Origin of the sequence: Pseudarthrobacter humi (assembly GCF_024294965.1) — a bacterium.
Taxonomy (GTDB): Bacteria; Actinomycetota; Actinomycetes; order Actinomycetales; family Micrococcaceae; genus Arthrobacter; species Arthrobacter humi.
This window is the reverse complement of the sequence record NZ_JANCLV010000011.1, coordinates 14,054-33,898: the sequence shown is the minus strand read 5'-3', so window position 1 is coordinate 33,898 and position 19,845 is coordinate 14,054. Positions and strand designations below refer to the sequence as shown.

The window sequence follows — 19,845 nt, the reverse complement described above, 5'->3', positions numbered from 1 at the left end:
AACTACCAGCGCAGCGCCGAGTCCCAGCGCAGCTGTGCCCCATGGGCAACCAGGTCTTCCTGGAACGCGGCGAGGAGACGCTCATCGTTGCGAACCGCCCGCGGGGTCGTGGCGCCAGCCACCGCAAACGACGCAATCGCGCCTGCGGCCTCACCAACCGACCACTCGACCGGCTGCAGGCGGTAGCTGCCATTTGTGATCTGCGTGGTGCCGATGTTCTTCGCGGCGGCGAGGAGGTTGTCGACGCGGCGGGGGATGAGCGCGCCGAGCGGGATCTCAAACGGCTGCGGTCGTCCACCACCGCCGGGATGTCCGCCGGTGGAGGGATGCCGATCAATCCAGAAATAGTGGCCGACGCCCACCGAGTCCGGATACGAGACCGCCGCGTTGTCGCCGAGGATCTCAACGGAGAAGTCCTGCTCCACGATCGTCCGCTCGGCCAGGATACGCCGCGACTCCCGGTAGTAGGGCACCTTGGCGAAGCCATCAGCCGTGCCGGCGATATCGGGACGAAGACGCAATCCCGGCCATCCGGCGCCACCATCGGGGCGAGGCGCCTCGGTCTGCAGCCAGTAAAGCAGGGATTCGCTCAGTTCCTTCGCCGCGGCTCGGTGCTCTGCCGCATCCGGGGTGCCAAAGAGTGGGCCGCCGATGTAGTCGTTCATGGGCCAGTTGACGATCGTGACGTCGCTGGCGAAGAAGCCGGGCTGGAACTGCCGACGAGCGAGAATGCGACGGTACGTCCACAGCTCGGGCGCACCGCCCATGTTGCGGTGGTCCACGTCGATCCCGAACGGGTCATCGTCGGGGTTCGGCGTGAGCAGATACGCCCGAGCGGGATCACCGGCGTGCTCCGGTGCCCGCTCGAAGCCCAGTATCCGCTCGCCGTGCAGCTGTGAGGGCCTCCAGTCGCGGAAGTGCTCATAGCGGGCGGGGCGATCGATCGTGTGATCCTCGCCGTCTCGATGATCTATGGCAAAGCACCAAGTCACCCCCTGCATGTCGAGCAGGTCGGCCGTATCGGCGGCGCTCGGCTCACCGGTCTGTTCGCGGGACTCGCGACCGGTCACGTGCTCCACGCCACCGAGCTCCAGCAGATCGCCAAGTTCCGTCGCGTCGAGCACAACGGACGCCGAGACCACGATCTCGGCACCGTCTGCGGTCTCAAACGTGACCGCGTCGATGCGGTCCCAGGACGTGGCGACGGCGACGGGTCGTGTCTCGAGCAGGATGGTTAGCTGCCCCGCCGAGACAAAGGGTCGCAGCAGGCCGTCGATCACCGAGAGGATCACGCGGGGCTCGACGCAGACCGGGCTGACCCAGCCGGCGCCGGGATTGAGATGCGGGTCGGCGGCCGCCTCGTCGGTGAGCGGGTAGAAGGCTCGGTAGTGGGAGCGCAGCAGATCGCGGAATCGTGCATAGCTTGCGTTGCGTCCGGTCGTTTCGACCCGGATGTGCTCGTCGCTCGGCACCAGTTGTGTGGTGAGCTGCCCTCCGAGCCAGTCCGTTTCCTCCGTGAGGACAACGCGCCGTCCGCGCTCCAGTGCCGCGAGGGCTGCGGAGACCCCGCCAACGCCTCCGCCCACGATCAGGATTTCGGTGTCTTGCTCGGTCATCATCGGCCTTTCAATATTTATCGCGAATTTATGCTCTAATTCCCGAGAATAATTGCACGAGTATCGTTGAGCGTCAAGTCTTTCGACGCGGCATTAGACTCGATGCAGTCACCCGTGAAGGAAGGAGCGCCATGAGCGCGAAGAAGCGTGCAACAGCGTCGCTCTCGGATATTGCTGAGCAAGCGGGGGTCTCTATCTCCACCGTTTCGAAGGTTGCAAACGGGCAGCCCGATGTCGCTGCAGCCACGCGAAAGCGCGTCGAAAGGCTGCTGGCCGAGAGTAGCTATGTGCCGCCGAAGCGGCGCCAGAGTGCGCCTCAGGAGCGCATCACTTTTCTCACGCGCACCATGAACTCTCCCCTCACGCTCGACGTGCTTCGGGGGGCGGCGGCCGAGGCGCAAGCGCATGATCTTGATCTTGTGATCTCGGTGCATCCGGATGACACGGATCTGAAGTGGATCGATGACCTCGGCGGCGGCCGCACGGCCGTGGTGGCCGTGCGACCGACGCTGGACGCAGACCAGCGCGCCCGCTTCCGCCTGCTGGGAATTCCGCTCATCGTGGTGGATCCGTACACTCGCCCGGATGACGTGTCTTACAGTGTTGGCGCCACCAACTGGGCGGGCGGACTCGAAGCTACCGAGCACCTCATCGCAGCGGGCCACCGCAGGATCGGGATGCTCACCGGTGTTGCCGATACCCAGTCGTCCCTCGCCAGGCAGCACGGGTATCTCGCCGCTCTGGGTGCGCGCGGTATCCCGGCGGATCCGGAGCTGATCCGACACGGCGAGTTCTCCTACGACTCCGGCCTGGCCGACGGCACCGCACTCCTGCGTCTCCCCAACCCGCCCACCGCGATCTTCGCCGCGAGCGATTTTCAGGCCGCCGGGGTAATCGAGGCTGCGCGGCGCCAAGGCGTGCGCGTGCCTGAGGACCTCAGTGTGATCGGTTTTGACGACCAGATTGTTGCGCGGATGACGGCGCCCCAGCTGACCAGTGTTCGGCAGCCGTCGGAGGAGATGGGCAAACATGCGGTGCGCGTCGCGCGGCAGCTACTCCTGGGGGAAGAGCCCATGGCGCGTCACACCGAGTTGGCGACAACGCTTGTGGTGCGCGATTCGGTCGGCGAACCTCGCGTTCGATAAGTATCGAGAAATTTCTCTTGTATTGTCGGGAATCGTTGATAGCATGATTCTCGACACCGGTGAGCAGTTGGCGCCGAGGTCATCCTCGGCCCCCTGTACGAAGGAGTACCTGCTCATGAATCTGCCGTCCCGGAGGGTTGCCCTCCTTAGCGTCCTCGCTATTACAGCAACATCACTCGTAGCCTGTAGCGCGCCGGGTGCCGCGAACGGCGGCTCAGTTGACCTGACGATGGCCGTCTGGTCGGCAAACAAAGACCACCTCGCACTGTTCGACAAGATCGCCGACAGCTACCTTGCCGATAACAGCGACGTGAACTCAATCACTTTCGAGACGATCACCAACCAGGACTATATTGCCGGCCTCACCACCCGCATCGCGGGCGGCAACGTTCCAGATCTTGCCTGGATTCCCGAGGCGAACGCCCCGGAATTCATTCAGAGTGGAGTTCTCGCAGACCTCACCGACACCTTTAAGAGCGCCGATGGCTACAACCTCGACGACCTCCTGCCAAGTGCGACCGCGCTCTGGGAGAAGGAGGGCTCCCTCTACGCTTACCCGTTCTCGAACAGCCCGTTCGCCATGTACGTGAACCGTGACATCCTCAGGGCAGCCGGACAGCCGGACGTGTCAGCGCTCGTGGGCACGAGTGAGTACACCTGGGACACGATCGCCGACATCGCAGCGTCAGTCAAGGCGACCACGGGGAACTCTGGATTAGTTGTTCCCTCGTTCTCGCCGACTACTTGGGACAACCTCACCCCGCTGTGGGCATCATGGGGCGCCGCACCCTGGACGGATGACTCCACCAGCTGCACGTTCACCAAACCCGCGATGGTTGATTTCCTCTCCTGGTTCCAGACCCAGACCGGTCGCGGTGCCATTCCCGCCGTCACCACGGTGGCGCAGAACCCGGTCTTTGCCACGGGCAACGTCGCGTTCAGCGTGGCGCAGCTCAGCGCATCGGGTGCCCTCGGCGACAGCTTCGAATGGGATTTCCTTCCGCTGCCCGCAGGCCCGGATGGTAAGCAGGGTGTGATCGGCCAGGCCGGCATCGGTGTGGTGGCGAAGAGCAAGCACGTGGATGCCTCGACGGACTTTCTGGCGTACTTCACAAACGCCGTGAACTCGGAGAAGCTCGCCACCTACTTCCCGCCGTCTCGCAAGTCACTCATGAACATTGAGACGCTCTCGGCCGCTGCCCCGAAGCTCAGCGAGGGACAGATCCAGTCGGCAATCATCGACGTGGTTCCCGACGCAATCGTCAAGGCCTCGAGTCCCGTCTACTCGCGGGTGACCGGTCTTGTGAGCTCGGCTCTTGACCCGGTGTGGACTGGTGGAGACGTCGCCGCTGCGACCTCCGCCGTCTGCGATGCCGCCCAGCCTGTCCTCGGACGCTGACGCACCGTGTCGTCCGCAACCCGCACGCGGGCGATGACCCGCCCGGTCCGGCGGCGCCTCGATGGAGGCGACCGCTGGATCGGACTGGCGTTCGTCGCCCCACAGTTCATCGGTGTTCTGGTGCTCGGCATCATCCCTTTCATCGCGGTCATCTGGTACAGCCTCAACGAATGGACTCCGCTCACCGGCACCTTTAACTTCATCGGGATCGACAACTACACCCAACTGTTTGGCGACCAGCGGTTCTATAACTCCCTCCGGTCGAGTTTCCTCTTTGGTGCCGGGATCGTCACGCTTAATCTTGTTCTTGCGCTCAGCCTCGCGCTGCTCCTCAACAATCGGATGCGCGGCATTGCCACCTTCCGTGCGTTTTTCTTCTCGCCGGTTGTGGTGTCGATCATCTCCTGGTCGATCGTCTGGAACTTCCTCCTCGCTCCCGAGGGTGGTCTCAACGGCATGCTTGCGATGTTTGGCATTGACGGCGCCGGATGGCTGACCAGTCCGGCGACGGCGCTTCCGTCGGTTGTTGTTATCCAGGTGTTCAAGGGGGTTGGCATGAACATGGTGCTGTTCCTCGCGGCGCTGCAGGGGGTTCCGGGGGAGATCAAGGAGGCCGCACGATTGGATGGGGCAGGACCGCGTCGGTCGTTCTTTTCCATCACGCTGCCGATGATCTCGCCGACGGTCCTTCTCGCCGGCATTCTCACCACCATCGGTTCGCTGGAGGTGTTCGCACCGATCCAGTTGCTGACCCAGGGCGGACCAGCCGACTCGACGCTGATCTTGCCATATTTCCTATACCAGACCGCGTTTCAGCAGCAGCAGTTCGGGTATGCCAGTGCCATCGGCGTTGTGCTCTTCACCGTGATTCTCGTGTTGACCATGGTGCAGTGGATGTCGCGCAAGAAGTGGGTAAATGATGAAAACTGAAATTTCCGAGGTCCAGACTCCGGAGGCCGCTGAAGCCGTTGTCTCGTTCCGGGTAGCGCCTCCACGAAAAACCAAGGCTAACCGCGATTCGCGCGGATCGCGCGCCCGCAGCCGCATCAACACCGTGGTGCTCTATGCGATCCTCGTCCTCCTCTCGATCCCGTTTATCTATCCGACGGTGTGGATGATCTTCAGCTCGTTCAAGCCGACGTCGGAGATCTTCTCACAGCCGCCCAGGCTCTGGCCGGTGGAGTGGACGCTGGATGGGTTTGCGAAGATCTTCACGGCTCAGCCGTTCCTGCAGCAGTACGGGAACTCGCTGTACATCGCGTTCATCGTAACGGCGGGATCACTCGCCGTATCGGGGCTGGCAGGCTACGCGTTTGCGCGGATGCGGTTTCCGTTCCGTAACACCATGTTTGTGATCCTTCTTGCCTCCATGATGGTGCCCAGTGAAGTAACGATCATCCCGATCTTCACGGCGGTGAACGCGATAGGGCTCACCGACACCCATTGGCCGCTCATCCTGTTGCCCCTGCTTGGTCCCTCCTCGGTGGTGTCGGTGTTCATCTTCCGGCAGTACTTCCTGTCGCTGCCCGGGGAACTTGAGGAGGCCGCGCGACTGGACGGGCTGGGGCGAGTGGGCATCTTCACGCGAATCGCCTTCCCGCTTGCGCGGCCGGCGATCGCGGCGGTCACGATCCTTACGTTCCTACGGTCGTTCAACATGTACTTTGAACCGCTGATCTTCCTGACAACCCCGGAGAAATTTACCGTGGCGCTGGGAATCACGCGGTATCAGGACGGGTATGGCGAGCCGCTGTGGACCACCCAGCTCGGAGCCGCGTCCCTCACGGTGATCCCGATCCTGATTGTTTTCCTCCTTGCGCAGAAGCAGTTCATCGAAGGAATCGCCGGCACGGGGGTGAAGGGCTAACCTGTAGTCGGCCTGCTGCGCAGGTCCAGCGCGGCAGGCAGGTCCGTGTGTGCGGCCAGCTGACTCCTTCAGTGCCATGCTGCATCTATCGAGCCGCCACCGAACCCCGTCAGCCCTCCGCGATCACCGCAACAGAACCTGCCTCAACCCTCCCGGCAAAAGAGGCGCCGGTTAGCAGGTCAACGCCGGCGGCCTCCACTGCTGCGGTTGAGCGTGAGTGGTTGATCGCGAACAGGAAGCTGCCGCCGTCGTCGGCGCGTCTACGAACAAGTTCCACGCCGCTGTCGGCTACGGCAACCGGAGCCACTCCGGATTCGGCCAGCAGCCGGTCCACGACCGCTTCGATGCCGTCGCGGTCCGGGAGCGTCGCCAGATACCAGGCCGCACCTGACCCAACCGCATGCCGCGTCAGGGACGGCACGCCCTCCAGCGGATAATCGGTGAAGGTCTGCACCGCTTCCGCCCCGGCCAGGTGAAGGTGCTCGCTCCAGACGGTGGAGATGCCGCCGTCGCTCAACTTCAGCTGCGAGCCGGCCAGCAGCGGGTGGAACTCCTCCACGCGGATCCCCAGCAGCTCCCGGAAGGCGCCGGGATAGCCGCCCAGCCGGACGTGGTCCTGCTCGTCCACAATCCCGCTGAAGTAGCTGACCAGCACCGTGGCTCCGGCCCGCGCGGCAGCAGCGATGTTGGCAGCGGCCGAGTCCGTCACCGAATAGAGCGTGCACACCAGGACCAGGTCGTAGCCCTCCAAAGCCGAAGAAGGATGGACCAGATCCACCGCGATCCCGCGCAGGAACAGCGATCGGTGGAACGCCCGCAGCAAGTCCAAGTACTTCACATCCTCGCTCGGCTTGGAGTCGATCTCGCTGGCCCACCAGGCCTCGTAGTCGAACACGATCGCCACGCGGGATTCCACCCGCGAGCCGCGCACCGGTGCGAGCTGCTTCAGCGCAGCCCCGAGCTCCACCACCTCGCGCCACACCCGCGTGTCCCGGCCGCCGTGAGGGACCATGGCGGAGTGGAATTTCTCGGACCCGGCGAAGCTCTGCCGCCACTGGAAAAACATCACCGCGTCCGCCCCGCGGGCCACGTGCGACAGTGAATTGCGCAGCATCTCGCCCGGCATCTTGGGCTGGTTGCGCGGCTGCCAGTTGACGGCCGACGTCGAATGTTCCATCAGGATCCACGGGTGACCGCCCGCAATTCCACGGGTCAGGTCCGCGCTGAACGCAAGTTCGATCTGACGCTCGGGATCCGCGGCCACCAGGTAGTGGTCGTTGGCGATGACATCCAGGTCCTTGGCCCACTCGAAGTAGTCCAGGGCCTTCGTGGCGCTGGACGCCATCAGGTTGGTGGTGCAGGGTATGCGAGGGGTGACCTCCCGCAGGACAGCCACCAGCTCGCGGTAGTAGTCCATCAGCGCCCACGAGTTGAACCGCTGGAAGTCCAGCTGCTGGCCCGGATTCAGCGTGGAAGGCGCGACGCCGGGCGGCAGGATCTCCTCGAAGGAACCGTAGTGCTGGGACCAGAACGCCGTGCCCCAGGCCGCGTTCAGGGCCTCGATGCTGCCGTACCGGCCCTCCAGCCATGCGCGGAACGCCGCGGCGTCCTCCGCGCCATGGAACTCCGAGACGTGGCAGCCGAGCTCATTATCCACGTGCCATAGCGCCAGCGCAGGATGGTCCTTGTACCGCTGGGCAATCACCCGGGTGATGCCCGTGGCGTACCGGCGGTACACGGCCGACGACGGTGTGTAGTGCCGCCGGGAGCCCGGTCCCAGCACGGTTCCGTCAGCGGTGACCGGCAGGATTTCCGGATGTTTGCGGACGAGCCAGGCCGGGGGAGCTGCCGTGGCAGTCGCCAAGGCGACCTTGATCCCGTTGGCGGCGAGGTTATCCAAGACCTCATCCAGCCAGCCGAAGTTGTATTCGCCCTCGGCCGGCTCAAACAGGGCCCAGGAGAAAATGCCCACGCTCAGGAAACTGACGCCGGCTTCCTTCATGAGTTCCAGGTCTTCCAGCCGGACGTCGGACGGCCACTGTTCCGGGTTGTAATCGCCGCCGTAGGCGATCCCTTCCACGTTGCTCCAGACGCTGGCCGGGCCGGAATTACGCTGCTCGCTCATGGGACTCCTTTGTCGTTCGGGATGGACTAAACGTACCTGAAAACCGAACTTGGGAAAACGCTTGCCCAATTCCGCGAATACCGATATTGTATCGTTTCAGAGCGTGTAAGCCAGCTCACTACTTACGTCGTAGAAGCGAGCGGCTGTACCAATCGAGCAAGGAGGCTCTCATGATCAACCGAAGGCATTTCCTCACCACCGTGGCCATCGGCACCGCATCTGCGGCAGCCCTGGCAGCATGCGGCTCACCCGCACCCAGCCAGACAGGTTCGGCGGAGAACCCGGTCACCATCAACTACACCTGGTGGGGCAACGATGACCGCGCCGAGCGCACCCGCAAGGCGATCGCGCTGTTCGAAGCAAAAAACAAGGACATCAAGGTCAACGGCAACTTCACCGACTTCGCCGGCTACTGGCAGAAGCGGGCCACGGAAGCTGCCGGCGGCGGCCTCCCCGACGTGATGCAGTGGGACCTGTCCTACCTCCGGGATTACGGCCAGCGTAACCAGCTCCTGGACCTGGGCACCGTCAAGATCAACACGGACGCCTTCGACAAGTCACTCCTGCCCTCCGGCCAGATCCGGGGCAAGACCTACGGCATCCCCACCAGCACCAACGCCTTCGCCGTCTACTACGACCCCGCGAAGCTCGCCTCACTTGGAATCGCAGAGCCGGACGGCACCTGGACCTACAAGGAATACAACGACTTCCTGGCCGAAGTCGGAGCCAAGGGCAACGGCGCTCTCTTCGGCGGCACCGACTACACCGGCGTCTGGTGGATGTTCAACATCTGGCTTCGCCAGAACAACATCCAGGCCTTCACCGAGGACGGCAAGCTCGGCTTCAGCAAGGACGACCTCAAGAAGTGGTGGAACCAGGCAGCAGCCCTCCGCGGCACCCCTGCCATCGTTTCCGAAGAGCGCGTCACCCAGCTCGCCCCCAAGTCACCCTTCGGCTCGAATGTGACCGCCACGGAAGTCACCTGGGATAACTTCATGGCCGGTTACCTCGGTGACAGCGGCGCCAAGGAGCTCAGGCTCGTTCCGGTTCCCTCCGATGACAAGGACAACCTGGGCCTGTTCCTCAAGCCGTCCATGCTGATGGTGGCCAGCGCCAAGACCAAAAACAAGGACGCCGCCGCCCGGTTCATCGACTTTATGGTCAACGACCCCGAAGTAGGCCAGATCTTCAAGACCTCCCGCGGCGTTCCGGCGTCCAAGACCCAGCGCGACGGCACCACGTTTGAAGGCACTGACAAGCTGGTTGTTGACTACGAGAAGTCCATTGAGAAATACCTCAAGGACGCTCCGGAACCGCCCATCGTCGGTTTCGGCACGCTGGAAGCCTCCTTCAAGCGGGTCAGCTCTGACCTGAACTACGGCAAGCTCACCATTGACGGCGCGGCTGACGCGTGGTTCAAGGAAGCCGAAGACCTCATCAAGCAGAACGCCTGAGCAGCGTATTGTCTGCCCGACGTTCACAACTGACGGATTGAACTCGTGACTCAAAGCCCAACCCTGAGCAGGCGTTCGGCGTCGCCGTCCGCTCCCGCTCCGCGCAAGTCAAAGCGGAGCGGGGCGGACGCCCGCGCCGGCTACTCCTTCCTGCTGCCCTGGCTGCTGGGATTCATCGTCCTGACCCTGGGCCCGATGGTTTCCTCGCTGTACCTGTCCTTCACCAACTACAACCTTTTCGATCCGCCCAAATGGATCGGGCTGGACAACTACGCCACCATGTTCCAGGACGAGCGGTTCCTGCAGTCGGTGGGCGTGACGGTGGGCTATGTGGTCTTCGGAACCCCGCTGAAGCTCGCGGCGGCCCTCGCGGTGGCGATGCTGCTGAACAGCAAGCGCAAGGGCCAGGGCTTCTACCGCTCCGCGTTCTACGCCCCGTCCCTGATCGGCGCGTCCGTGTCCATCGCGATCGTCTGGAAGGCGATGTTCGGCGATTCCGGTCCGGTGGACCAGGGTCTGTCCTTCTTCGGGATCAACCTCGGCGGCTGGGTAGGCAACCCGGCCATGACCATGCCGATGTTCATCCTGCTGACCGTGTGGCAGTTCGGTGCCCCGATGGTGATCTTCCTCGCCGGCCTGAAACAGATCCCCGCGGACCTGTATGAAGCGGCATCGATGGACGGTGCCGGCCCGGTTCGGAAGTTCTTCAACATCACCTGGCCCATGCTCTCCCCGGTGGTCTTCTTCAACCTGCTGATGGAAACCATCCACGCGTTCCAGATCTTCAGCTCGGCGTACATCATTTCCAACGGTGAAGGCGGCCCGGCCGGCTCCACCCTCTTCTACACCCTCTACCTGTACCTGCGCGGCTTCAGCGACTTCCGGATGGGTTATGCCTCGGCGATGGCCTGGCTGCTCCTGATCGTCGTCGGCCTGATTACCCTGGTCATCTTCCGCACGTCCAAGTCCTGGGTCCACTACAGCGGTGATTCGAAATGACAACTATGGCAACCCCCAAGCATTCGGCCCCGATGCTCCAGATGCAGGACTACAACCCGACGTCGGAATCCACGGGCACCAAGCGCGCCAAGAGCGTGGCCTTCCATGCCGTAGCCCTGGCCCTGACCGGCGTGGTGCTCTACCCGGCGCTGTGGATGATCGCCTCGTCCTTCAAGCCGAACGCCGAAATCGGTGGCACCAACACCTCGCTGTGGTCGAACAACTTCAGCTTCGATAACTTCGTCACGGCGATGGACGGGATCGGCGGGGTGACCACCCTGCAGTTCTTCACCAACTCCCTGATCCTGGCCATCGGCGCTGTGGTGGGAACCGTCCTCTCCGCGTCCGTCTCGGCCTATGCCTTCGCCCGGATCAAGTTCCCCGGCCGCAGCATCTTCTTCGGCATGATGATCGCCACCTTGCTCCTGCCCTTCCACGTGGTGATCATCCCGCAGTACATCATCTTCAACCAGCTCGGCCTGGTAGACACCTACATCCCGCTGCTGATCGGCAAGTTCCTGGCGGCGGATGCCTTCTTCGTCTTCCTGATGGTCCAGTTCATGCGCAACCTCCCGGCCGAACTGGACGAGGCGGCGCGCATCGACGGCGCCGGCCACGTACGGATCTTCTGTTCCATCATGCTGCCGCTGATGAAACCGGCGCTCATCTCGACCTCGATCTTCTCCTTCATCTGGAGCTGGAACGACTTCCTGGGCCCGCTGCTGTACCTGAACACCCCCGAAAAGTACCCGCTGCCGTTGGCCCTGCGCCTGTTCGTGGACCAGACCCAGAGCTCGGACTACGGCGCCATGATCGCCATGTCCGTCCTGGCCCTGCTCCCGGTGCTGATCTTCTTCCTCGTGTTCCAGCGCTACATTGTTGAAGGCGTCTCCACCCAGGGCCTCAAGGGCTGACGGATACAGAAAATGAGCATCATGGACAGCACCACACCCGCATCCGGCCATAACGAACCCATCCCGGTAAACCGCTTTGCCCTGTTTTCCGAGACCCTGCTGGCCGGGCTGCTGGTGCTGGTGCTGTCCATCCCGCTGGTCACCATCCCCGCCGCGTACGCGGCCGGAATCGTCCACCTGGAGCGGCACCTCGCCGGCCGCGACGATTCCCTGCGCGGCCTCCGGGGCACGTTCCGGGCCGCCCTCCCGGGCAGCTGGAAGCTGGGAATCACGACGGCGGGAGCCGCCGTCGTGATTGTCCTTAACCTGTTGCTCGCAACGGTGGGTCAGCTGCCGGGCAGCTCGGTTGTCCTTCCGGCTACGCTGATCCTGGCGGCGGCCGGAGCGGTCCTGCTCCTGCGAACGGCAGCTGCCTGGTCCGGTGTGGCCGGCGAGGAATCAGACGGCGGGGAATCCTCCGCCCCGGCAACCTGGTCCGCGGCCCTCGGCACCGCCAAGGCACTCTCGCTGCGTGACTGGACAGGCTCGTTCCTCCTTGCGGCGGCGCTGTTCGCGTCCGTGGTTTTTGTCTGGATGCTCGTGGCCCTGTTTGTGGTGGTGCCCGGCATGCTGATCCTGGCTGCCGCCGCCGTCAAGATGCGGTCCAGCCGCGCCTAGCCTTTCTCTGCATTTTCCCTTTACTACCGAGTTGAGCCAGACGTGTCTTCCGACAGCCCGAAGTCCGCAGAATCCCTTCATACCTCCCAAACTCCGGTCCGCTGGTACCAGCCGCTGACGCAGCACAACTACCGCCTGTTCATGGGCATGACCTTCGCCGGCAGCATGGGCGTGTGGATGCAGAGGCTGGCCCAGGACTGGCTGGTGCTGCAGCTCACCGGGAGTCCGGCCGCCGTCGGGATCGCCGTGGCGCTGCAGTTCCTGCCGATGCTGGTCATCGGTCCGCTGAGCGGCCTGCTGGTGGACATGTTTCCCAAGCGCAGCGTCATGATGGTGTGCCAGTCCGTGATCGCGCTGCTGGCCCTGGGGCTGGCGGTCTGGGACGCCGGCGGAAACATCACCGTGTGGGCGGTGTACGGAAGCTGCATTGCGCTGGGAGTGACGTCGGCCGTCGACGGTCCGGCGCGCCAGGTTTTCATCAACGAGGTGGTGGGCGACGCCGGGCTGAGGCCGGCCATCGGCGTCAACAACGCGATCGGCCAGTTTGGCGCCATGGTGGGACCGGCCGTCGGCGGAGTGGTGATCGCCCAGGCCGGATCCGCCGCCGCCTTCGCCGCGAACGCCCTGCTTTCCGTGCTTGTGCTGGTCTTGATCGCCGCCGTCCGGCCGGCACTCCTGCATCTCACAACGCCTGCGTCCCGGGGACGCGGCCAGCTGCTGGCCGGCTTCGGGTACGTCCGGGAACGGCCCTCGCTGCTGCTGATCATCGTCCTTGCCGGCCTGCTGGGGGCCTTTGGCATGAACGGTCCGGTGGTGCTGACGGCCTTCGCCGAGCGGGTGTGGCGCAACGGTGCGGCGGGGTTCGGCATGTTCAACACCGTGGGTGCCGTCGGCGCCCTGGCCGGTGCGCTGCTCGCCGCGCGGCTGAGGACCATGGGCCGCAAGGGAATCGTGGCCGCAGCCGCACTCTTTGGGCTTTCGCAGCTGGTTGCCGCGCTGATGCCCAACCTGCTGGCTTTCACTGTGATGCTTGCTGTGGTGGGCTTGATGACCTTGGTCTTCCTCACGAGCGCAGCCACGGCCGTGCAGGTGGAGGCCGGCCCCGAAGTCCGGGGGAGGGTGATGGCGCTTTACCTGCCGCTGCTGCTGGGAGGGCATGCTTTGGGCGGCTTGCTGGCGGGCTGGCTGACAGAGGAATTTGGTGTGCGGACAGGCCTGGTGGTCACCGGTGCGCTGGCGATGCTGTCCGCCGCCGTCGTCGGGCTTCTGTTGTGGCTGAATTCGAGGCGGGTGCGGAACTGGCAGTCCTGTGAGGAAAAGTAACTTTGTGTGAGTTCTTGACGCGTGGTGCGGCTCACATCTAGTCTGTGAGAAAGCGGTTTCTGAGACGCTCCCGACTGCCAGATCAAAGGACCAACGAATGCTTTCACGCGCCCGAAAATCCAGAATTCCCAAAGTTGCGGCTGCCATGGCCGTCCTGGCGCTGGCCCTTTCGGGCTGCGCCGGAAGCTCGCCGGCTGCCTCCGACGGACCGGTCACCCTGCGTTTCAGCTGGTGGGGCTCCGATACGAGGCACAAAATGACGGAAAAGCTGATTGCGGCCTTTGAAGCGGAAAACCCCAACATTAAGATCAAGGGCGAGTACGGCGACTGGTCCGGCTACTGGGACAAGCTGGCCACCCAGGTTGCCTCGCAGGACGCCCCGGACATCATCCAGATGGATGCCCAGTATCTTGGGGAATACGCAGAACGCGGGGCCCTGCTGGAACTCAAGGACGTGGATCTGTCCAAGTTCGACCAGGCCGCCGCGGATGCCGGCAAGACGGACAAAGGGCAGTTCGCCGTCACGGCGGGCATGAATGCACTGGTGGTCCTGGCCAATCCCGCGCTGCTGTCCGCCAGCGGAGTATCGCTGCCTGATGACTCAAGCTGGACCTGGGATGACTACAGGAAAACCGCAGCGGACATCACCAGCAAGAGCAAGGACGGCATCTACGGGTCAGGGGGCGTGGTGGGTGATGCCTCCTTCAACCTCTGGATGCGCCAGCACGGGAAGTCCCTGTTCACCAACGACGGCGGCCTGGGCTTTGACGAGGCCGATGCCACGAAGTACTTCGAGATGCAGGCCGGTCTGCGGGACGCCAAGGCAGTTCCGCGTGCGTCCGTCTTGACCGAAGAGGCCAGCGCACCGCTGGACCAGCAGGGCCTGGCAACGAACCGCTTCGCCATGGGCTGGGTGTGGTCCAACCAGCTGGGCGCGCTGACCAAGGCGTCAGGGCAAGCGCTGGAAATCCACCGTCCGCCGAGTGTGGAGGGCGACGCCATGAAAGCCGAGCAGTTCTACAAGGCTTCGCAGTTCTGGTCCGCCAGTTCCCGGACCAAGCATCCCGCGGAGACCCAGAAGTTCATCGACTTCCTGGCCAACAGCGTCGAAGCCGGCGAGATCGGGCTGGCAGACCGCGGCATCCCGGGAAATTCGGACGTTCGCGCGGCCGTGGGCCCGAAGCTAACGCCCACGGATGCGCTGACGGCAAAGTTCATCAATGATATTGCCGATGAAGTAGGGGAGGCCCCTGCCGTGCCTCCCGCCGGATCCAGTTCGGTCTCCGAAGTCCTGACCCGGTACGCCACCGAGGTGCACTTCAGCAGGATTTCCCCGCAGGACGCGGCGAAGAAGTCGATCGAGGAGATCAAGAGCTCGCTTAACTAGGCGAGGCAGGACCCTCCAGAAACGGACCCTCCAGAAACGGACGACGCCGGATGCGAACCGCATCCGGCGTCGTTCGTCGTTTCCGTCAGTTTTCGTCGGAGGACGTGAAGGTCCAGGTTCCTGCGTGGATCCTGAAGTCACGCGAACCCACGACGGCGGGCTCCTCCGTCGGCCCCTGGATCCGGTAACGTCCGGCAGGGAGTCTGACGGTGGCGGTGACGCCCGCGGGAACCGTGCACTCCAGCTGCATTCCTGTGGCGGTCCGCCGCCAGGCGACTTCAACTGCGCCGTTGGGCAGCGGGACGCTTCCTTTGGCTTGTTCGAGGCGGCACACCGGCGGTTCGATGACCACTTCGCTGCCTCCCGGAACACTCACGCGGACCCCGAGCAGGAACTCCAGGATTTCCTTCACCACTGAGGCGGACCAGGCGTGCGACTGGCTGTAATCCGTGCAGTCCACCAGTTCCCAGGCCTCCCAGGTGAAGCTGGCACCGGACTCCAGGAGCCGTGCCCAGCCGGGCTGGTTTGGGTTTGTCAGCAGATCAAGGACAGCGTCCGTCAGCCCCTCCGACAGCAGTGCCCCCACCAGCCGGTGCACGGTCATGGGCCCCTGCCGCATGCCCTGGCCTGCGATCCGCTGCGCATCTGCCGCTGAAAACGCAGGATCGGTGATCCCCAGGGACAGCGGGAAGGAAGTGGCGTGCTGGGACGCGTGGGAGCTGGGTGTGCCGTCGGCGTGCAGGCCGTCCACCATCACGCCGCCCACCCGCAGGCGCGTGCGGATGGTTTCCGCGAGCGCCCCGGCGTGCCCGGCGTACCGGACGGCCGCGTCCTCCTGGCCGGCCAGGCTGCACAGCCGGGCCGTGGACATCAGGGCGGAGTACGCCTGCGCGTTGACCGTGGTCTTGGCAGTGCAGTCCATGTCGTAGCCGAAGCGGCCGGGCGCCGGCCAGTCCACAATGCCGTGGACGTAGGGGCCGGAGCCTCCGCCGAGTTCGGTGACCAGTCCCGCCGTCGGGCCTTCCGTGGCGACGTAGCGCAGGGCATAGTCGGCGGTGGCGCGGAGGTGCGGGAGCAGTTCCCTGACCAGGCCGAGGTCTCCGGTGCGGAGGTGGTATTCCTCGGCCCACTCCGGCATCATGAGCGAAAAGTCGGGGATGTCCCTTTTCCCGTCGCCGTTGGGGTAAACCGCGTTGTAGCGTCCCAGGTCTTCGCCGGCGGTCCAATAGCGTCCGGCTGACCAGCCGAATTCCCGGAGTGCCTGGGCTGTGTAGGCGTGCTCGCCGAACAGGGCCATGGTGGCGTAGGAGATGTTGACGGCGTCGGCCAGGAACTGGCCTTTTTCCCTGGTGGGCGTGTCCACGAACTGCTCCTGGACCCCGTACAGCGCAGAATCGCGGAGCAGCCCGAAGACTGCGTCCAGTGTGGGGTCGGAGCTGCTGAAGGAGCCCTCGTGCGGGTGCCGGCCGTGGATCACGACGGCGCCCACCCGGGACAGCTCGGTCGCGTCCACGCCGGGAAGTTCCAGATACCGGAAGCCCAGATGCACGGTGGTGCGGAACTGCTGCGGGCCTTCTGCCTGGGTGTAGGGGAAGGACATGTCGGTGTTCTGGCTGGCGGTCTTGCCCCGGTCCACCCGGCCGTCTGAATCCAGGAGGTAACCGGCACGGATCATCAGGGTTCGCCCGGCCACGCCGGAGCGGAAGTCCACCTCCGGGCGTGCCGGGATGACCCGGCCGAAGTCCGCCACGAGGGTTCCATCCGCGGCGGTCAGGAAGGCCTTCGGGGCAACAAACTCCTCGGACAGGGAGGTGCGCCGGGCGTGCAGCGCGGGGAATTCCGGGACAGGGTGCGGGCCGTAGCTGAGTGCCGGCGGCATGTCCTGACCGGCATCCAGGGCGGCCGCCGCCTGGCCGTCGAGGTGCTCCACGGGATCGCCCTCATCGTTCCGGTAGCCCGCTTGCCGGTACGGGGCCTCGGCGGCGGTCCAGTCCGGGCCGGAGCCGAATACCTCGCGGCGCCCGTCCGTGTAGTCCACGCTGAGGCGGACCAACAGCCCGGGAACGCCGGCGGCCCTGCCCTGGCCGGGGCCGTACCAGTGCAGCAGGGCGGTGAGGGGAATCGCGACGGGCCGCTGTTGGGCCAGCCGGCCGGGCATGCTGGGCTGGCCCGGCCGTTTCTGCGCACCCGGGGAGTGCGCCGCGAGCAGCGCGGTGACATCGGCGGCGTCGTAATATCCCTCGCCGGGGTAGCCGAAGGAGGTGGTGCTGAGGCAGGCAGTGCCGTCCAACGCCACCTGCGCATGATGGCTCGCAGCCACAAAGAGCCGTGCCCGGGCAACAGTTCCCGTGATCGGGACGGTGCTGCGGAAGAGCGTCCATTCATCGGGCTGCCGGTGCGCCGTGGTGCGTGCCCAGTGGCCCAGGAACGCCCGGGCCTCTTCCGGGCCGGCGCTGAATCTGTGGTCGAGCAGTACGTTGCCGACGGCTTGATTCGTGTCAGCGGGGGCGCGGTCAGTAATCCGCAGCGAGGCGTACTCGGCCTGGCTGCGGGGACCCTGATGCAGTGCGAGCCGACCCTCGAAGCCGGCGGGGAGCGGCTCGTTGACGGTGAGCAGCTCAACGCCGTCGAGGCTGACGGTGATGGTGGCGCCGTCGTCGGAGACGGTCAGGTCCTGCCACGTGCCGGGGACCAGGTCCTTGCCGGGGAGTCGTTCCTGGCCGGCCACGGCGTGGCGCTCCACCTGGGCGCTGGCAAGCACATCGGTGGCCGGCGTGGCAGGGGAGGGGATTTCCCATTCCGGGGCGCGCCGGAGCACCACGTTGCCTGCCGTGTTCAGTTCCAGCAGCAGTCCCGTTCCGGCTCCGGTGCTGCGGAGGAGGAGCCCGGCCCACCCCATCACCGGCCGGAGGCGGGCCGCCAAAGTGAACTGGCGGAGGGGTGGGCTGGGGACGGGGAGGAAGGGTGAACCGGCAACCCGGAGGGCACCGTCCAGGATCTCCAGGGGAGCCCGGCCGCCCGGCGCACGGTGGATCCAATGGGCGCCCCACCCGGTGTCGGAGAGTCCGGTGCCGAATGACACGGCTTCGGACCAGGTGCCAGGGTTTCCGGCGGCGTCGCTCACCCGAACGCGCCAGCTGTAGTCCGCGTCCTCGGCCAGTTCAGGACCGCCGTAGGGGATCCCGGATTGGCGGGATGAGGGGATGGGTCCTGAGTGCCAGACCTCCGCTCCGGACGAATCCTCGACGGCGATTTCGTAGCCTGTCTGCCGGGCCGCGGCGGGGTCGGCATCCTCCGGCTGGCTTAGTCTCCAGCCAAACACGGGGCACGGCGATGCCGTGAGGCAGGACGCCAGGCCGTCGGTCAGCAGGCCGGCCGCCTGCAGTTCCCCTTGGCGGGTCATGGTGGGAGGTGTTTCCTGCCGAGGGAACGTACCCATCAGGATGCGGTTCCCTGTCCGGCCGGTGCCCGCAGCGCGGACGCGGGCACTGCTGAAACGGCCCAGGGCAGTCCGATCTCGCTGAAGGTTGCGTGCTCCCGCGTGGCACGCTCCAGGGCGCCTTCGATGCCGATGACCACGGCGTGGGCCGCGTCGCCGTCGCCCTCCCAGCGCAGGTACTGCCGCCCGATTGGTGTGGGCGCCGGTGCCGTCCGGATGGCTTCGAGGACCAGCATAAAAGCGCCGCTGTCCGTGATGGGGCTGATGAGTTCCCTGCCTTCGCGGCGGTGCGCAAGCAGGTTCTCTGTGAGGTCGTCCCGGCCGAAGACCTGCTCGGTCTCACCGGCAGCGGTGGTCACGGTGAGGCGGTCTTCGGTGTAGTGGAACACGGCTGTGCCCGCCGAGCCGTGCAGCGTGACATAGGGCTCCACGGATTCGCTGGCGCAGAGGGTCAGGGCGCAGGTGATGGGCAGCCCCGTTGCGGTGCGGACCCGGATCACGGATGTGTCGTCAGATTCGATGTCGTTGGCGCGGTACAGGTCTGTTTCCACCGACGCAACGTCGGCTGTGGTCCGGGCGCCGGCGATGCGCAGCGCGGTGGCCACGGCGTGGGCCAGGGGATTGGTGGCGACCCCGTCAACCACGTCGATGCCGTCAATGCTCCGCTTCCCGGCCCAGCGGGAGCGCTTGTAGTAGGCCCGGTCGCGGACCCAACGGCCGGTTGCCGAGATGCCTTCGAGGGTGCCGATGGCGCCGCTGGCGACGAGTTCCTCGAGGGCCGCCAGTGCGTGCGAGCCCAGGCTCTGGAAACCGATCTGCACGCTGCGCCCGGACGCCTGCGCGGCGTTACACAGGGTGTTGAAGTCGGCCAAGGAAGCGACCGGGGGCTTCTCGAGATAGAGGTCCGCTGTTGTGGCCAGGGCGGCGAGGCCCAGCGGGGCGTGGGTCTGGATGGGGGTGGCCACGATGATCACGTCCAGGTCGGGGGTGCCCGCCAGTAGTTCGGTGAGTCCCGGGAAAACGGCGGCTGTATCGGGCACGGATCCAGGCGCCGGCGGCTGGGGATCGGCTACCGCTACGAGTTCGACGACGCCGGCGGCCTGCAGCCGTTCAAGGTTGCCCAGGTGGTGGGTGCCGAAGCCGTGGACGCCTACCAGCGCCACCCTTGCCGCTGGTGCCGAGTGTCCGGCGTGTCCGTGATGGCCGGACTGTGACGCGGCGGAAGGTGATGTTGCCATGGGGCTCCGTTCCTGCCCCGGAGGACACTAAGATTGGGCAAGCGCTTTCCCGAGTCCAGTGTGCGGCATAACCATGGTGATAGTCCAGTGCGTGTTGCAGGCTGCGATTACATGCCCAGCGGCGCTGCCCAGTTGCCATTCCGGCCGCCGCTGCTGCCTTCCTGGTACTTACCGCAGCGTGCGCAGCGCCGGTAGCGGCCGCCGTCGTCCGTGGTTTTGATGTGCCAATCGTGGCGCAGATTCATCTTGCAGAGCAGGGTTTTTAGCATGACGTTCTCCGAT

General features: G+C 65.1%; 15 protein-coding genes. 10 read left to right on the top strand and 5 right to left on the bottom strand.

Going from position 1 to position 19,845, the window contains the following annotated elements; genetic code table 11:
• Window positions 1-2: 2 nt before the first annotated feature.
• Window positions 3-1,616 (bottom strand): FAD-dependent oxidoreductase, encoded by a 1,614-nt coding sequence (locus NFC73_RS15090; RefSeq protein ID WP_254751474.1) that lies wholly within the window; start codon window positions 1,614-1,616, stop codon window positions 3-5.
• 131 nt (window positions 1,617-1,747) lie between these two features.
• Between NFC73_RS15090 and NFC73_RS15085 the strand changes: the two genes are divergently transcribed.
• From NFC73_RS15085 to NFC73_RS15070, 4 genes are all read left to right on the top strand, one after another.
• Entirely contained in the window at window positions 1,748-2,761 is a 1,014-nt protein-coding gene (locus tag NFC73_RS15085; protein ID WP_254751472.1) for a LacI family DNA-binding transcriptional regulator, read from the top strand.
• A 115-nt stretch (window positions 2,762-2,876) separates the two neighbouring features.
• Entirely contained in the window at window positions 2,877-4,160 is a 1,284-nt protein-coding gene (locus NFC73_RS15080) for an ABC transporter substrate-binding protein (RefSeq protein ID WP_254751471.1), read from the top strand.
• Window positions 4,161-4,166: 6 nt separating this feature from the next.
• Window positions 4,167-5,090: a carbohydrate ABC transporter permease gene (locus tag NFC73_RS15075; RefSeq protein WP_246848604.1), complete on the top strand. Its 924-nt coding sequence runs from the start codon at window positions 4,167-4,169 to the stop codon at window positions 5,088-5,090.
• Window positions 5,077-6,027 (top strand): carbohydrate ABC transporter permease, encoded by a 951-nt coding sequence (locus NFC73_RS15070; RefSeq protein ID WP_254751470.1) that lies wholly within the window; start codon window positions 5,077-5,079, stop codon window positions 6,025-6,027. Before NFC73_RS15075 ends, NFC73_RS15070 begins: the two co-directional genes overlap by 14 nt.
• 109 nt (window positions 6,028-6,136) lie before the next feature.
• Here the strand turns inward: NFC73_RS15070 and NFC73_RS15065 are convergent, their stop codons facing one another.
• A complete protein-coding gene (locus NFC73_RS15065) occupies window positions 6,137-8,152 on the bottom strand; it encodes a beta-galactosidase (protein ID WP_254751469.1) in 2,016 nt (671 codons plus the stop codon).
• 170 nt (window positions 8,153-8,322) lie between these two features.
• Here NFC73_RS15065 and NFC73_RS15060 point away from each other — a divergent pair, with 170 nt between their 5' ends.
• From NFC73_RS15060 to NFC73_RS15035, 6 genes are all read left to right on the top strand, one after another.
• Window positions 8,323-9,606: an ABC transporter substrate-binding protein gene (locus NFC73_RS15060; RefSeq protein ID WP_254751467.1), complete on the top strand. Its 1,284-nt coding sequence runs from the start codon at window positions 8,323-8,325 to the stop codon at window positions 9,604-9,606.
• 45 nt (window positions 9,607-9,651) lie between these two features.
• Window positions 9,652-10,605, top strand: a complete 954-nt coding sequence (locus NFC73_RS15055; protein ID WP_254751465.1) for a carbohydrate ABC transporter permease — start codon at window positions 9,652-9,654, stop codon at window positions 10,603-10,605.
• On the top strand, window positions 10,602-11,519 hold the full coding sequence (locus tag NFC73_RS15050) for a carbohydrate ABC transporter permease (RefSeq protein ID WP_254751464.1): 918 nt from the start codon (window positions 10,602-10,604) through the stop codon (window positions 11,517-11,519). The genes NFC73_RS15055 and NFC73_RS15050 overlap by 4 nt, the downstream gene beginning before the upstream one ends.
• Before the next feature lie 12 nt (window positions 11,520-11,531).
• On the top strand, window positions 11,532-12,176 hold the full coding sequence (locus NFC73_RS15045) for a Poxvirus protein I5 (protein WP_254751462.1): 645 nt from the start codon (window positions 11,532-11,534) through the stop codon (window positions 12,174-12,176).
• Between the two features lie 42 nt (window positions 12,177-12,218).
• Entirely contained in the window at window positions 12,219-13,499 is a 1,281-nt protein-coding gene (locus tag NFC73_RS15040) for an MFS transporter (protein ID WP_254751461.1), read from the top strand.
• 97 nt (window positions 13,500-13,596) lie between these two features.
• Entirely contained in the window at window positions 13,597-14,886 is a 1,290-nt protein-coding gene (locus tag NFC73_RS15035) for an ABC transporter substrate-binding protein (protein ID WP_254751460.1), read from the top strand.
• An 85-nt stretch (window positions 14,887-14,971) separates the two neighbouring features.
• Here the strand turns inward: NFC73_RS15035 and NFC73_RS15030 are convergent, their stop codons facing one another.
• From NFC73_RS15030 to NFC73_RS15020, 3 genes are all read right to left on the bottom strand, one after another.
• Window positions 14,972-18,325: a family 78 glycoside hydrolase catalytic domain gene (locus NFC73_RS15030; RefSeq protein WP_254751459.1), complete on the bottom strand. Its 3,354-nt coding sequence runs from the start codon at window positions 18,323-18,325 to the stop codon at window positions 14,972-14,974.
• The gene (locus NFC73_RS15025; RefSeq protein WP_254751457.1) at window positions 18,325-19,563 is read right to left on the bottom strand and encodes a Gfo/Idh/MocA family protein; all 1,239 of its coding nucleotides are present in this window, start codon (window positions 19,561-19,563) and stop codon (window positions 18,325-18,327) included. Before NFC73_RS15025 ends, NFC73_RS15030 begins: the two co-directional genes overlap by 1 nt.
• A 107-nt stretch (window positions 19,564-19,670) precedes the next feature.
• Window positions 19,671-19,832, bottom strand: coding sequence for a hypothetical protein (locus tag NFC73_RS15020; RefSeq protein ID WP_254751455.1), 162 nt, complete (start codon window positions 19,830-19,832; stop codon window positions 19,671-19,673).
• Window positions 19,833-19,845: the final 13 nt, after the last annotated feature.